Here is a 14,699-nt window from a genome sequence, read left to right as displayed (position 1 = left end):
GCGCCATGGCGAAGCAGCGCTTGCCTGTCAATGCCCGCGCTGGCAGTGCCGCGCCCATGATCAAGGGTGAGAAGAAACGCGCGATGCGCGGGCGCGCGGGACGCATGCAGGGCGGTCGCGGCAGCGGCAGGGCCAGCACGGGTCAAGTGCGCCTGTGGGGACGCCATGCGGTGGAAGCCGCATTGAAGAACCCTGAACGGCACCACCGCAAGCTCTGGGCAACCCGGGAAGGGGTCGCCTCGCTTGACGGAGAATTGCCTGCCGATTTTCCGGTCGAGTACGCCGACGCGCACGACCTTTCACGCCTGGTCGCACGCGATGCCCCGCACCAGGGGCTGGTACTCGAATGCGCGCCGCTCGAGGACGTTTTCCTCGACGATGTGCTCGACGCTGGCGAGGGGCCGGTTCTGGTGCTGGACCAGGTGACCGACCCACACAACGTGGGGGCCATCCTTCGTTCTGCAGCGGCGTTCGGTGCTGCCGCCATCGTCACCCAGGACAGGCACGCCCCGCCGGAATCGGGAACGGTCGCCAAGTCTGCCAGCGGCGCGCTCGAAACCGTTCCCTGGGTGCGTGTGGTGAACCTCGCCCGGGCGCTCGACCAGCTTGCCGAGTCCGGATACTGGCGCATCGGCCTTTCCGGTGAAGGCGATCTTACTCTGGCCGCGGCCCTTCCCGCCGGGCCCGTCGCCCTCGTTCTCGGCGCCGAGGGCGAAGGCATGCGTCAAAACATCGCGGCGCACTGCGATGCAATCGCGCGCCTTCCGATCTCCGATGCGATGGAGAGCCTCAACGTTTCCAACGCTGCTGCGATTGCTTTATACGCTGTGGCGACACGGGGCGCCTGAGGGGGGAAAGATCGTGCTGCACTGGAAACCTTCGCGTCGGTTCTCCGCCGGCGTGCTGAGCGCGTGCGTCGCCTTGTTGTTGGCCGGCTGTCTCTTAAGCCCGGGCAAATTCACTTCGACCCTCGATTTACGCAAGGGCGGCACGTTCTCATACCGATATGATGGCGAGATACACCTTCTTGCCCTGAGCAAGCTCGCCGAGATGGGCCGCGCGACAGAGGCCTCGGAAACCTTCGTGGAAGAAACCTGCCACGATGACGAAACCTACGACGAGCGCCCTTGTGCGGAGGAGGAGGTCGCACAGCAGCGCAAGGCGTGGGAGGAAGGCGCGGCCGAGCGCAAGGCGCGTAAGGACGAGGAAGCCGCCTCGATGCGCGCAATGCTCGGCGGCATCGATCCAGCCGACCCGGCGGCAGCCGAAGAGCTGGCCGCCAGGCTGCGGCGCCAAGCCGGCTGGAACAGGGTGGATTACAAGGGCGACGGACTGTTCGAAGTGAGCTTCGCGCTGAGTGGAAAGCTGGACCACGACTTCCTGTTTCCGACCATGGAAGGCTTCCCGATGTCGAACTTTTTCGTTCTCGTCACGCGCAGGGACGGCGGCGTGGTGCGGATCGATGCACCAGGGTTCGCTCCGCAAGCGGGTGGAAACCCGCTTCAGAGCTTGATGGGCGGCATGATGGCGAGCGCTGCCGCCGCTCGCCCCGATGGCGACGGAATGGGGGAGGCGCTTCCTCGCATGCCGACACCGGACGGGACCTTTACGATAGTCACGAACGGCCAGATCCTGGCGAACAACACTGACGGAGGACCCGTCACGGCATCCGGTGCAAAGACCCTGACGTGGACGGTCAACGTGCGCACCCGGCAGGCACCCACTGCGCTTGTCGATCTGAACTGACGGGAGTGTCGGGCCAGTTCGGCCCCGTTCAGTTCCTAGTTCACGGAATCCTTGAGGAGCTTGCCGGCCTTGAACTTGGGCTGGTTGGAAGCCTTGATCTTCATCGGTTCGCCGGTGCGCGGGTTGCGTCCCGTGGACGCCTTCCGGCGGGCGACCGTGAAGGTGCCGAAGCCGACCAGACGAACCTCGTCCCCCTTTTTGAGCGCTCCGGTAATCGCATCGAAAACCCCTTCGACAGCGCTCGCGGCGTCGCTCCTGGAAAGGCCGGCAGCCTCTGCCACCGCCCCGACGAGATCGTTCTTGTTCATCCCTTCCCCCAATGAAGTGAGCCGACCCGCGACTCCAAACTGAATCAGTCTTGCGAAGGCGCGGGTTTGAAAGGCTTTTGCCCGCCAAGTCAAAGGCAATTCCGGCCACGGCCGACCCGACTTACAAGAAGCGGTCCATCCGTGCCCGGAACAGCACAAGCCCGATTTCCCTAGCGTCCCCCGGTTCAGTGCGCGGTGGCCCCCTCGCCGTGCGCCGGCGGCAGGGGCTGGCTCGCGAGGTCGTCCGCTTCGCTCCAGTCGATAGCATCGAGCGGGGTCACCAACGCGCGTTCGAGCACCTGGTCGACGTGGGACACTGGGACGATCTCGAGCCCCTCCTTGATGTTCTGAGGTATTTCCGCGAGATCCTTCACGTTTTCCTCCGGGATCAGAACGGTCTTGATGCCGCCCCGCAGCGCGGCGAGCAGCTTTTCCTTCAGCCCGCCGATAGCCAGAACCCGGCCGCGCAAGGTTACCTCACCCGTCATCGCCACGTCGGGGCGCACCGCGACCCCTGACAATGTGGACACGATCGAGGTGACCATGCCCACCCCCGCACTGGGACCATCCTTCGGCACGGCGCCTTCGGGAAGGTGGATGTGGATGTTCTTGCGCTGGAACACGCTCGGACGAATGCCATAAGCCGGCGCGCGCGCCTTCACGAAGCTGAAGGCCGCAGCGACGCTCTCATTCATGACCTCGCCAAGCTTGCCGGTGGTCTTGACCTCCCCCTTGCCAGGGGTAGTCACGCTCTCGATCGTCAGCAATTCGCCGCCGACTTCGGTCCAGGCAAGGCCGGTCACCGCGCCCACTTGCGCTTCTTCTTCCGAAACGCCGTGCCTAAACTTCCGCACGCCGGCGAACTCCCCGAGGTTTTCCGGAGTGACGGTAACGCTGGTCGCTTTGCCTTCCAGGATGCGCCGCAGCGCTTTCCTGGCCAGACGGGCAATCTCGCGCTCCAAAGTGCGGACTCCCGCCTCGCGCGTATAGTAGCGGATGAGATCGCGCAGGCCCTCGGTGGTGAGCGAAAACTCACCCTCCTTCAAGCCATGAGCTTCGATCTGCTTCGGCACGAGATGCCGCTCCGCGATCTCGACCTTCTCGTCCTCGGTGTAGCCTTCGAGACGGATGATCTCCATCCGGTCGAGCAGCGGTTGCGGCAGGTTGAGGCTGTTCGCGGTGGTCACGAACATCACGTCCGACAGGTCGAGATCGAGTTCGAGGTAATGATCCTGGAACTTGTTGTTCTGCTCCGGATCGAGCACCTCGAGCAACGCCGAAGCCGGATCCCCGCGGAAGTCCTGACCAAGCTTGTCGATCTCATCGAGCAGGAACAGCGGATTGCTGGTCCCGGCCTTGCGCAAGTTCGAGACGATCTTGCCCGGCAGCGAGCCGATGTAAGTACGGCGGTGGCCCCGGATCTCCGCTTCATCACGCACGCCGCCCAGCGATTGGCGCACGAACTCGCGGCCCGTCGCCTTGGCGATGGACTTGCCGAGCGAGGTTTTGCCGACACCCGGAGGGCCGACGAGGCACAGGATGGGCCCCTTGAGCTTGTTGGTGCGCGCCTGGACCGCCAGGTATTCGATGATCCGGTCCTTGACCTTTTCCAGCGCGTAGTGGTCCTCGTCGAGAACGGCCTGGGCCTTGGCAATGTCTCGCTTCAGCTTGGATTTCTTGCCCCATGGCAGGCCCAGCAGCACATCGAGATAGTTGCGGATGACGGTCGCCTCGGCGCTCATCGGCTGCATGCCCTTGAGCTTCTTGAGCTCGCTTTCCGCCTTGGCGCGCGCTTCCTTGCTAAGCTTCAGCTTGGCGATCTTCTCGGTCAGCTCGGCGATTTCGTCGCCGTCCTCGCCGTCGCCGCCGCCCAGTTCGCTCTGGATCGCCTTCAACTGTTCGTTGAGATAATATTCGCGCTGGGTCTTCTCCATCTGCCGCTTCACGCGGCCGCGGATCTTGCGCTCGACCTGCAGGACGGACAGCTCGCCTTCCATGATGGACATGACCATCTCGAGTCGCTTGAGCGGGCTTCGCTCCGCCAGCAGCGCCTGTTTCTCGGCAACCTTCCCGGCCAGGGCGGCGGCGATGGTGTCTGCAAGCTCACCGGCATCGTCGATTTCCCCAAGGTCGTTCGCCGCACCCTCGCCGATTTTCTTGTTGAGCTTGGCATATTCGCCAAACTGCACGATCACCTGGCGCATCATGGCGACGACTTCGCTGCCAGACGCCGTCTCGGAGTCGTTCAGTTCGACGTCGGCGACCATGAAGCCACCCTCAGGCCGCATGGCAATGAGATCGCCGCGTGAGCCCCCTTCGACAAGCAAGCGAACCGTGCCATCGGGCATCTTGAGGAGCTGGAGGACCTGGGCCACCACCCCGGTGCCGTAAAGATCGTTCTGCTCCGGATCGTCGCAGCCCGGATCGAGCTGCGCGACGAGGAAGATGTCCTTGTCACCTTCCATCGCCGCTTCCAGTGCGGCGACCGACTTCTCGCGGCCGACGAAGATCGAAACGACCTGGCCCGGAAAGACGACGATGTCGCGCAAGGGCAGGACGGGAAAAATCTGGTTCATATGCCTATCCGTTGGCGGCGCGCCTCTGCGTGCCTTCTTGACGACGGATATGGTGCCTTGCCCTGGCGGGCGCAACGGCTCCGCGCAGCAGCTTCCCCGGCTGGCTTGGAAGAAGAACTTTCCCCTCGGCAGACGAAGCATCGGTGACCGTAGGGTGGGCTAGAACGCTACCGTTACCGTCACGCTGTCGCGGTATTCACCGACCGGAACGGCGCTGCCGTCCGGCTCGATCCGCCCGAACGCGATGATGCGCAGGGGAGCGTCCGGTCCGGCGACGCTTCGGACAGCGACATTCTGCCATCGGCGGGTTCGGCCGGCGTCCTGATATATCTCGTAAGGTACCATTGCGCCGGTCGTGCTCGCCATGCGCCGGACGCCGTCAGAGGCGTTACGGCCATTGTCGAGCGACACCTGCACCCCGCTCTCGGCCGAGCAGGTCACGTCGATGGAAGCCTCGGCCTCCGCGCCGGATCCCGCCCGGGCAGCGAAGGCCAGCGATTGGGCGGTCACGTTACACCCGGGCAGCACCTTGAACGAGACTTCCATCACGCCCGATGCGGTGCCCGCTTGCGACGGAGAAGCCACGATGAGGAGGACCCCTGACAAGGAGCCGAAGAAGATCGCAGACTTTCGCATCCCGGCCGCCTCTGTGCGGCAGCGGGGCTAACGTGTTGCACAGCTCAGCCTACGCAAGAATACGCAGGAAGCTCGGTCTCGGTCAGGTCAGGCCGGGGATGTTCAGGCCTGGCGGAAGACCCATTCCGGTCTGGATTTTCTGCATTTCCTCGTTGGCGACCCGGTCAGCCTTGCCGCGCGCGTCGTTGAAAGCCGCGGTGATGAGATCCTCCAGCATCGCCTTGTCTTCCTTGACGATCAGGCTGTCGTCGATCGCGACGCCGAGGATGCGGCCCTTGGCGGTGCAGCGGATCTTGACCAGACCACCGCCCGAAACGCCTTCGACCTCGAGGTTGTCGAGCTTGGCCTGAGCATCGCCCATTTGCTGCTGGATCGTTTCAGCCGCCTTCTGCGCGGCGGCCAGCATTTCTTCCATCGACTTCATGCTCGGTTTCTCCATGGGGGGCTGCCGGCACTGTCATCCTCGGGCAGCATCTCGGCATCAGGAAAGGCAGCGAAAACCGCTTCGACCAGCGGATGCGCGCGCAGCTTCGCCGCCGCCGCCTCGCGCTCGGCCAACTCACGTTCGTACAGGGTCGGCGCGCCGCCTTGCGAAACCCTCTCGACCTGCCAACGCTGTCCGGTGAGGTCGAGCAGCGCCTGACGGAGATCTGCGGTCAAGTCCTCCGGGAAACCGGGCGCCTGCTCGAAAGTGAGCTGGCCGAAACTCACTTCCACGGGGCGAACCTGCATCTTGAGCTGCGACGCGAGCTGGAGGCGGCCGATCTTGTTCTCGATGTCGTCAACCAGGGCCGCCCAGTCGATAGTGGCAGTGACCGCGGGCGCTCCACTGGCGGCCGCGGGCGCGGAGGCCGACGCCGCGGCTCGCGCAGCCATTTCCTCCAGCGACCTCGCGAGCGTACCTGGATCCGGCATGTCGCTGGCGTGGAGCGCGCGCAGGAGCGCCATCTGCGCCGCGACGAGCGGATCGGGCGCGCTTCGCACCTCCTCGTAACCCTTGAGGAGAAGCTGCCACAGCCGATGGAGCTGGCCCGGCGACAACCGCCCCGCCCACTCCTCGATCGTTGCACGTTCTTCGGCAGTAGGGGCGTCCGCGCCGTTCCCGCCAACCTGGCATACGGTGATGCGGTTGGTGACATCCAACAGCGAGCGCATCAGGGCGAGGGGTTCGACGCCCAGCGCGTATTGGTCGCCAAGCGCGGCCAGCAACCCTTTCGCATCGCCTTGGAGCAAGCAGGCGAGCAACCGGCGCTGCGCCCCCTTGTCGGCCAGGCCCAGCATGTCACGCACGCGGCCGGCCGTCACCTTAGGCGCGGCAGCCGCGCCATCGCTGTCGAGATCGGCATAGGCGATCGCCTGGTCGAGGATCGACAAGCCGTCGCGGACCGATCCTTCCGCTGCGCTCGCAACCAGGTGCAGCGCCTCATCTTCCGCCTCGACCCCTTCCTGCCGGCAGATCGAGCCGAAGTGCTGCTGAAGCAGTTCAGCCGGGATGCGCCGCAGGTCGAACCGCTGCGTCCGGCTGAGTACCGTGACAGGCAGCTTCTCGACCTCGGTCGTCGCGAACAGGAACTTCACGTGCGCCGGAGGTTCCTCAAGAGTCTTCAGCAAGGCGTTGAAAGCGTTGCGACTCAGCATGTGGACTTCGTCGATTATGTAAATTTTGTAGCGCGCGGAAACGGCCGCATAGCGCACGGCTTCGATGATCTCACGCACGTCGTCGACGCCCGTATTCGAAGCCGCATCCATCTCAATCACGTCGATATGACGGCCCTCGGCGATCGCGCGACATGGTTCGCATTCCCCGCACGGGTCGATCGTGGGGCCACCCTTCCCGTCAGGCCCGATGCAATTCAACGCCTTGGCGATCAGGCGCGCGGTGCTGGTCTTGCCCACCCCTCGCACGCCAGTCATCAGGAACGCGTGCGCGAGCCGGTCGCGTTTGATCGCGTTGGCGAGCGTGCGAACCATCGGCTCCTGGCCGATCAACTCACCGAACGTCTGCGGACGGTACTTGCGAGCGAGCACGCGGTAGGGCTGCGCGGCGGCCGGCGCCGGGGGCGCAGCGGCAGGCTCCGGGCGTGCGGGAATCGACGGCTCGGGACCGCCGAACATCGTGTTCTGGCCCGCCGCCTCCAGCTCCGCCGTCGTCGGCGCGTCGTCGTTATCGGGAGGGGTATCGCCGAACATGTCCCCGGAATCGATCATGTGCCGAAGCTAGGGGTTGAGGAGGCGATTGTCATGGGAAGAACGCGAAGCATTCGCCGGAGGTGAAAAGGAGCCGGCCGACCCGCCGCAACCCGTTGTGGCTGCTTCCTTCCGGACCTGACCAGGTTGGCGGACGCAAGCGTCCGACCGACTCCCGGGCGGGCATATGGCGGTGTCGGAGACGGAAATCAACTCAGCGGAAATTATCCGCGTAGGCCTGCAGCTTGAGCCGGCGTGGCGGCGTCGGCTGGACCCGCGCCGGGATGCCGTAGCGGTCGGCGTAAGCGGTGGCTTCGGCGACGCTCGGAAAAGTGAGCACGACCTGGCTCTGCGTGTCGGCGCCTCCAGCCCAGCCCATCAGCGGATCTGGCCGTTGGGCCTCGGAGCTTTCGAATTCGAGAACCCACTCGGCGGTCCGGGCCCTGCCGGACTGCATGGCGTTCTTCGGGCGTTGATAGATGCGTGCGGCCATGACGAAGCCCTTAATTCAGCTTTGGGAGCGTTGAAAGGCGTTCTTGGTCTTCAGGCTCGGCTTTTCGGCCCACGGCGCGTCGGGCCAGCGGTGCTTGGGATAGCGGCCCTTCATCTCCTTCTTCACCTCGGCCCAGCTTCCGCGCCAGAATCCGGGCAGGTCGCGCGTGGACTGGATCGGCCGACCCGCGGGACTGGTGAGCTTGAGAAGTAGCGGCACGCCTTGCTCTCTTGGCCCGACCATTGGGTGGGACTCGAGGCCAAAGAGTGCCTGCACCCTCACTTCCACGCTCGGTGCATCGTCGCCGGTATAGTCGATGGCATGGCTGCTACCCGCAGGACTCTCGAAATGGCGCGGCGCGAGCTGCTCGAGCCGCTGGCGTGACGTCCAATCAAGGAGTCCGAGCAGCGCCTCGGAAATGCGCGCTGGTGCCAGGTCGAGGTCGCGGCGACCGGCAAGCAGGGGCCGCAGCCAGAGGTCGGCCGACTTGCCCAAGGCATCGTCGCCCAGCCCGCCCACGCCAGCGAAACGCGCTCGCGCCCGGAGATCGGACGGCACGATCGTCGACAGCTTTTCCAGAGCTTTTTCCACAAGAAGGTCAACAATCGCGCGAGGGTCTGGCGATGGGTCCGGCCCGCTCGCGAGTGTGATCGCGCCGATCCGCCGCTCAAGCCGTGCCTCGGCTCTCTTGCCGGTCCAAGCAAGAACGCTCCGCTTTATGATCCGGTCGGAGAGCCATCGATCCACATCCGCCGATTCCAGCGCGAGTGCCGCCGTGATGCGCGCCCCCTTGGGCGATCCCTGCGCATCGCCGATCGCCAGCCATTCGGAACGCGCGAGCGGGCTAGCCGGATCGAGAATGTAGCCGCGCCCGCCCGCCGACAGCCAATGTTCACCAGTGGCATCGCGTCGACGCGCAAGGTTTTCCGGAAGTCCCGCCAAGAGCAGGATCGCGGGAGGGACTGGCCCTTCGTCAGAAGCGGACGCGATACCCGACGCCTTTCGTGCCCAGGCGCCTGCGAGCTTCCGGCTGGCTTCGGCGCGCGAACTGCGGTCCGCATCCCATCGTTGCAGCCGTGCGTGCAAATCCTCGCCCCGCCCGCCGAGAACACGCTCCTGCAACAACAGTGCAAGCTTCGCCGCGACCCCAGCCTGACCCCGCTCGGCGCCAGCCAATACCATGGCCGCGTGGGCGGGCTCGAGCGGCAAGGCGGCCAGCTTCTTCCCCCGTCCCGTGATCCGGTTGTTTTCATCCAGCGCGCCCAGTTCCGCCAGCCGGCGACGTGCCGACGCAAGAGCGGAAGGCGGAGGTGGGTCGAGCCAGGGCATGGCCGCAGGATCGCCCGTCCCCCATTGCGCCAGCGCCAGCACCAGGGGAGCCAGGTCGGCGGTAAGCATCTCGGGCGGATCAAACGGCGGACGCCCCGGATGGGCGGCCTCTTCCCACAATCGGTAGGCCACTCCTGGTCCCTGCCGTGCCGCGCGACCCGCCCGCTGGGCCGCGGCCGCCTGGCTCGCTCGCGAGGTCCCTAGGTGCGTCGTGCCGGCGGCCTTGTCGAACTCCGCCCGGCGGGCAAGGCCGCTGTCAACGACCACCGACACTCCATCGAGCGTGAGCGAGGTTTCCGCGATCGCGGTGGCGAGCACGATGCGCCGGCGCCCTTGCGGATCGCGCCGGATCGCGGCGCGCTGGCCAGCCGGGTCCACTTGCCCATGCAGCGCGAGGACAGGAGTATCCGGCAACCGCTGTTCGAGCCGCTCGCGCGCGCGCTCGATCTCTCGCACGCCCGGGAGAAACGCCAGCAGATCGCCCCCCGGCGCATCCGCCGTCTCGCGCCAGGCAGTCAGGATCGCGGCGGTCATCGCATCCTCCAGCCGCTCGCCGGGCGATGAGCCCAGCCAACGCACGGACAAAGGGTGGGCCTTGCCCTCGCTTTCGATGACCGGCGCGCCTTCGCCGAGAAGGCGGGCGAAACGCGTGCCATCGATGGTGGCGGACATTACCAGAACCCGCAGATCATCACGCAGCACGCCTTGCGCTTCGAGCGCGAGCGCCAAGCCAAGATCGCCGTCAAGATGCCGCTCGTGCGCTTCGTCGAACAGGATCGCCGACACGCCCGCGAGCTCGGGATCTTCCACGAGGCGGTTAACGAGGATCGCTTCGGTGACCACCAGGATGCGCGTCTGGGATGACGACCTGCTGTCCATTCGCGTGAGGTAGCCGACCGTCTCTCCGGCCTTCTCTCCCATCTGCTCGGCCATGCGCTCTGCTGCCGCGCGAGCGGCGACACGCCTCGGGCTCGTGACGATCACTTGCCCCTGGCACCACGGCTCGCTGATCAACGCGGGGGCAACCGCGGTCGTCTTTCCCGCGCCCGGAGGCGCTATCAGGACCGCAGCGTTCCCCCGCCGGAGCGCGGCCAGCAGGTCGTCCAGCACGCCGTCGATGGGCAGATTGCCCGGTTGCCTGACCGATTGCGAAGGATTAGCCGTCACTTGACGGCATTGGCACATCCACCCTGCCATACCAACACCGGCGGTTTGGCCGCCCTGACGCGGAGAGCCAATGCAAAGACTGACTTTCAGTTTGGCCCTTGCCCTCGTCGGCCTTGCGGCCCCCGCCTGTGCAAGCGACGCGGACGAATACGACTTCGAAGGGCCACGCGCCGCGATCCTTACCGGTTTCGATGCGACCGAATTGCCCAACGATGACGGACCGGAGTTCATGTATGCCTTGGAAGCGGGTTTTGACTGGCGGGCCGGCCCTTGGGTGCTCGGCCTGGCGGCGAGCATCGGGGGAACGGATGCTGGGAAGACCGAATATGGAGTAGCCGCGCCAGGGGACAGCGTAACGGTTCACTACGGACGCGATGTTTACGCCGGGTTCCGGGCAGGCCGGGTTCTTGGCAGGAGATTCCTCGCGTTCGGACGCGGCGGTGTCGCGCTCACGGAGATGCGTTCGGCCTACAAGGCGGATTCGCGTTCTCCCGAGCCCGCGCAGGTTCCGGATCCGCGGCGGGTGCCGAAGTTCGCCCGCCCGGGAACCCTGGTGGGATTCTGGACCGGTGCCGGGATCGAGTACCAGCTCGGCCGCAAGCTCTATGCGCTGGGCGAGTACCGATATGCCAACTTCCACGATGGCATCTATCGCCATCAAGGCGCAGTCGGACTGGGCGTGCGGTTCTGAAGGCGGGCGTTCGGCCCCGAACTAATAGCCTCGCGCCACCGCGAAATCGGCTGCCTCGGCCATGGCGCGCCGGGCAGCGCTATCGGGAAATACCGACAGCGCATCCACCGCACGGGACGCGAAATGACGCGCGCGCTCGCGCGTCGCGTGCAAAGCATCGTGTTTGTCGATAAGATGGGTCGCCTCGGCCAGCGCATCGTCATCCGCGCGATGTCCGGCGATGGCCGCCTGCCAGAACTTGCGCTCCGCCTCGCTTCCACGGGCATAGGCAAGGATCACCGGCAGCGTCATCTTCCCTTCTCGGAAGTCGTCGCCGCGGTCCTTGCCCATCGTGCCGGCGTCCGAATCGTAGTCGATCGCATCGTCGACGAGCTGGAATGCGATTCCCAGGTTACGCCCGTAATCGTCGAGCGCCTGCTCGCGCCGGTCGTCGCATTCAGCCACCACGGCGGCGATGCGGCTGGCCGCGGCGAACAACGCGGCGGTCTTGGCACCGATGATCGTCAGATAGCGTTCCTCGCTGGTTTCGATCTGCCGCTGGGCAGTCAGCTGGTCCACCTCTCCTTCGGCGATCACTGCGCTGGCGTTGGAGAGGATCTTCAGCACCTTCAGGCTGCCGTCCTCGACCATCAGCTCGAATGCCCGGCTGAACAGGAAGTCCCCAACGAGCACGGTCGCGGGATTGCCGAAAACGATGTTCGCTGCCGCCTTGCCGCGCCGAAGGTCGCTTCCATCGACCACGTCGTCATGGAGCAGCGTCGCGGTATGAATGAATTCCACCGCCGCAGCCAGCTTGTGGTGGCGAGTTCCATTGTAGCCGACCAGTTCGGCACCTGCGAGCGTAAGCATTGGCCGCAGCCGCTTTCCCCCTCCTGCGATCAGGTGACCGGCAAGCGCGGGTATCAGCGGAATTTTCGACTGCATGCGCTCGAGAATGACTGCGTTGACGGCGTTCATGCCGGGAGCTGTCAGCCCCAGGATCGGATCGAGCGAGGGAGCCGCCTGGCCGGCGCGTTTCAGCGGGACGATCTCGGCGGTCATGACGGGCAAATGGGAGAGCGCGGCGCGCTTGGCAAGCGCGGAATCGCCGCTATCGTGCCCGCCCTGTATGACCGACCCCACCGATCCCGCCGCCCCCGATCCTGTGCTAGCGGCCTATCGCAAGAGCATCGACAACTTCGATGCGGCGCTGATCCACATCCTCGCCGAGCGGTTTCGGACTACCCAGGCGGTTGGCGAGTACAAGGCCTCTGCCTCCCTCCCTCCTGCCGATCCGGGCCGGGAGGCGGCGCAGATCGCGCGCCTCCGCAAGCTGGCGGAAGATGCCGACCTGGATCCCGAATTCAGTGAAAAGTTCATCCGCTTCGTGATCGACGAGGTGATCCGCCATCACGAGAAGGCGCGACAGGGCTGACAGCCGTCAACCCGCCCGCGGAAGGCTGAGCCGCACCAGCAAGCCGCCCAGATCCTCGCTTTCGCCAAGCGTGACGCCGCCGCCGTAGATTTCCGCCACGTCGCGGACGATGGCGAGGCCAAGTCCAGTTCCCGGCTTGCCCGTGTCCAGCCGTGCGCCGCGGTCGAAGATACGGATGCGCTCCTCCTCGGGAATCCCCAGCCCGTCGTCCTCTACCCAGATGACGCAGGGGCCACTCGCGGGCTCGGCATCGACGGTCACGAAGACGCTGCCGCCACCGTACTTGGCGGCGTTCTCGATCAGATTGCCAAGAATCTCGTCCAGGTCCTGACGCTCGATCGCCACTTTCGCGTTACGGTTGCCGTCGAGGTCGAACCGGACTTCGGGATAGAGCCTTTCGATAGCACGGCGCACTGCTTCCGCGCTTTCGCACACCGGCGTCTGGGCATGGCCGACCGCGCGCCGGCCCACTGCGCGCGCGCGGGCGAGATGGTGATCGACGTGCCGGCGCATTGTCCCGGCCTCGCGGATGACGGTTTCGGCCAGATCGGGCGCCTTGGCGGTGGCCGCGTTGTTGATGACCGTGAGCGGCGTCTTGAGTGCGTGCGCAAGGTTGCCTGCATGGGTGCGCGCTTCCTCCGCCTGGCGTTCGGAATGCTCCAGCAGCGCATTCAATTCCTGCACCAGCGGCTGCACCTCGAGCGGAAGGGGATCGGTTACCCGGTTCGCGCCGCCCGCGCGCATGTGCTGGATCGCCAAGCGAACGCGGCGCAAGGGACCGAGGCCGTACCAGGTCTGCAGGATCGTCATCGCGAAAAGGCCCAAGCCCAGCACCGCGAAGCTCCACACAAGGATCGAGCGGATCCGCGAGAGCTGCGAGTCAAGCTCACCGCGGCTGGCGGCGACGATGAACCACCAGCGGGTGTCGCTGCCCGGAAGGGTGATCGCCCGTTCGGCGACCCGCAGCGGCTCAGCGGCAAACTGGTCCGAATTGTAGATGTGAGTCTGGCTGTCCGCGTGGTCGCGCTGCACAGCGAGGCTGCGGTCCCACAGGCTGCGGCTGGGGAAATCGTCGTGCCCCTTGCCGCTGATTTGCCAGTAAAGCCCGCTGTTGGGTTCGAGGAAGCGCTGGTCCCCGAGCGCTCGATTGAAGAACACCTCGCCATCGGGGCCGATCTCGGCCGAGGCGATCATCGCCGTGAGCATGTAGCTCAATTGCTCGTCGAAATTCTTCTCGACGAGGTTGGTCAGAGTCCGGTCGAGCGCGAACCCGCCTCCGAGAAGCAGCACCGCGATCCAGCCGAAGGCGATCAGCAGCATCCGGCGCGCAAGGCTGCCCGTATGCGGGGGACCCTCCGGCGAGACGTTCCCCGGCGCGCCCGGCGCGGCCCCGCTATCGGCTGCCTGAGCCGCCGGCGAAAGCGAACCGTCAGGACGCCCGGGGCTGCTCGTCGGGGTCGTCGAGGCTGTAACCGAGGCCACGGATGGTGGTGATGACGTCCGCGCCCAGCTTCTTGCGGATGCGGGTGACGAAGACTTCGATCGTGTTCGAGTCACGGTCGAAATCCTGGTCGTAGATATGCTCGATCAATTCGGTGCGGCTGACCACCTTGCCCTTGTGATGCATCAGGTAGCTCAGCAACTTGTACTCCTGCGCGGTCAGCTTCACCGGCTCGCCCGAATGAGTGACCCGGCCCGAACGGGTGTCGAGCCGAACCGGGCCGGCAGTGAGCTCGCTCGAGGTGTTGCCCGAGGCACGCCGGATCAGCGCACGCAGGCGAGCGATCAGCTCTTCGGTCTGGAACGGCTTGGCGAGGTAATCGTCGGCTCCCGCGTCCAGCCCGGCAACCTTGTCGGACCACGAATCGCGCGCCGTGAGCACCAGCACAGGGAACCTGCGGCCCTCCTTGCGCCACATGCCCAGAACGGTCAGCCCGTCGATCTCGGGCAGGCCGAGGTCGAGTATGACCGCATCGTATTCTTCGGTACTGCCGAGGAAATGCCCGTCCTCGCCATCGGTCGACAGGTCGACGGCATAGCCGTTCTGCTCCAGCGTGGACTTGAGCTGTTTGCCGAGGGTCGGCTCGTCCTCGACGATCAGGATGCGCATGGTCGAGTGGGTCCCCTAAGACGAACGTTGCGAACGCGCGCC

The 14,699-nt window shown here is 65.7% G+C and carries 14 protein-coding genes and 1 other RNA gene; 4 read left to right on the top strand and 11 right to left on the bottom strand.

Annotation, left to right across the window (positions count from 1 at the left end):
• Positions 1-56 precede the first annotated feature (56 nt).
• Together rlmB and IEW58_RS03205 are read left to right on the top strand one after the other, a co-directional pair.
• Positions 57-848, top strand: coding sequence for a 23S rRNA (guanosine(2251)-2'-O)-methyltransferase RlmB (rlmB, locus tag IEW58_RS03210; protein ID WP_188643800.1), 792 nt, complete (start codon positions 57-59; stop codon positions 846-848).
• A gap of 13 nt (positions 849-861) precedes the next feature.
• Positions 862-1,746, top strand: coding sequence for a hypothetical protein (locus tag IEW58_RS03205; protein ID WP_229658413.1), 885 nt, complete (start codon positions 862-864; stop codon positions 1,744-1,746).
• Positions 1,747-1,781: 35 nt separating this feature from the next.
• Here IEW58_RS03205 and IEW58_RS03200 read toward each other — a convergent pair whose 3' ends face one another.
• The 8 genes from IEW58_RS03200 to hrpB form a co-directional block, all read right to left on the bottom strand.
• A complete protein-coding gene (locus IEW58_RS03200) occupies positions 1,782-2,054 on the bottom strand; it encodes an HU family DNA-binding protein (protein WP_188643799.1) in 273 nt (90 codons plus the stop codon).
• Positions 2,055-2,239: 185 nt separating this feature from the next.
• On the bottom strand, positions 2,240-4,630 hold the full coding sequence (gene lon / locus IEW58_RS03195) for an endopeptidase La (protein ID WP_188643798.1): 2,391 nt from the start codon (positions 4,628-4,630) through the stop codon (positions 2,240-2,242).
• 159 nt (positions 4,631-4,789) lie between these two features.
• Entirely contained in the window at positions 4,790-5,266 is a 477-nt protein-coding gene (locus IEW58_RS03190; RefSeq protein WP_188643797.1) for a Csu type fimbrial protein, read from the bottom strand.
• Positions 5,267-5,348: 82 nt separating this feature from the next.
• On the bottom strand, positions 5,349-5,690 hold the full coding sequence (locus tag IEW58_RS03185) for a YbaB/EbfC family nucleoid-associated protein (protein WP_188643796.1): 342 nt from the start codon (positions 5,688-5,690) through the stop codon (positions 5,349-5,351).
• Positions 5,687-7,474, bottom strand: a complete 1,788-nt coding sequence (locus IEW58_RS03180) for a DNA polymerase III subunit gamma/tau (protein ID WP_188643795.1) — start codon at positions 7,472-7,474, stop codon at positions 5,687-5,689. Before IEW58_RS03180 ends, IEW58_RS03185 begins: the two co-directional genes overlap by 4 nt.
• A 63-nt stretch (positions 7,475-7,537) precedes the next feature.
• Positions 7,538-7,632: signal recognition particle sRNA small type (gene ffs / locus IEW58_RS03175), an RNA gene on the bottom strand.
• Between the two features lie 35 nt (positions 7,633-7,667).
• Positions 7,668-7,946 (bottom strand): ETC complex I subunit, encoded by a 279-nt coding sequence (locus tag IEW58_RS03170; protein ID WP_188643794.1) that lies wholly within the window; start codon positions 7,944-7,946, stop codon positions 7,668-7,670.
• A gap of 15 nt (positions 7,947-7,961) precedes the next feature.
• The gene (gene hrpB / locus IEW58_RS03165; protein WP_188643793.1) at positions 7,962-10,460 is read right to left on the bottom strand and encodes an ATP-dependent helicase HrpB; all 2,499 of its coding nucleotides are present in this window, start codon (positions 10,458-10,460) and stop codon (positions 7,962-7,964) included.
• A 52-nt stretch (positions 10,461-10,512) separates the two neighbouring features.
• On the opposite strand from hrpB, the gene IEW58_RS03160 reads away from it, so the two are divergent.
• On the top strand, positions 10,513-11,133 hold the full coding sequence (locus IEW58_RS03160) for an outer membrane protein (RefSeq protein ID WP_188643792.1): 621 nt from the start codon (positions 10,513-10,515) through the stop codon (positions 11,131-11,133).
• Between the two features lie 21 nt (positions 11,134-11,154).
• On the opposite strand, the gene IEW58_RS03155 is transcribed toward IEW58_RS03160, so the two are convergent.
• Entirely contained in the window at positions 11,155-12,174 is a 1,020-nt protein-coding gene (locus IEW58_RS03155; protein WP_188643791.1) for a polyprenyl synthetase family protein, read from the bottom strand.
• A 67-nt stretch (positions 12,175-12,241) separates the two neighbouring features.
• On the opposite strand from IEW58_RS03155, the gene IEW58_RS03150 reads away from it, so the two are divergent.
• Positions 12,242-12,547, top strand: coding sequence for a chorismate mutase (locus tag IEW58_RS03150; RefSeq protein WP_188643790.1), 306 nt, complete (start codon positions 12,242-12,244; stop codon positions 12,545-12,547).
• Positions 12,548-12,553: 6 nt separating this feature from the next.
• Here the strand turns inward: IEW58_RS03150 and IEW58_RS03145 are convergent, their stop codons facing one another.
• Together IEW58_RS03145 and IEW58_RS03140 are read right to left on the bottom strand one after the other, a co-directional pair.
• The gene (locus IEW58_RS03145) at positions 12,554-13,867 is read right to left on the bottom strand and encodes a sensor histidine kinase (RefSeq protein ID WP_188643789.1); all 1,314 of its coding nucleotides are present in this window, start codon (positions 13,865-13,867) and stop codon (positions 12,554-12,556) included.
• Between the two features lie 109 nt (positions 13,868-13,976).
• Positions 13,977-14,657 (bottom strand): response regulator transcription factor, encoded by a 681-nt coding sequence (locus IEW58_RS03140; RefSeq protein WP_188643788.1) that lies wholly within the window; start codon positions 14,655-14,657, stop codon positions 13,977-13,979.
• Between the last annotated feature and the right edge of the window lie 42 nt (positions 14,658-14,699).

This window comes from Tsuneonella deserti (assembly GCF_014644315.1).
GTDB classification, from domain to species: Bacteria; Pseudomonadota; Alphaproteobacteria; order Sphingomonadales; family Sphingomonadaceae; genus Tsuneonella; species Tsuneonella deserti.
This window is presented reverse-complemented; position numbering and strand designations above follow the sequence as displayed.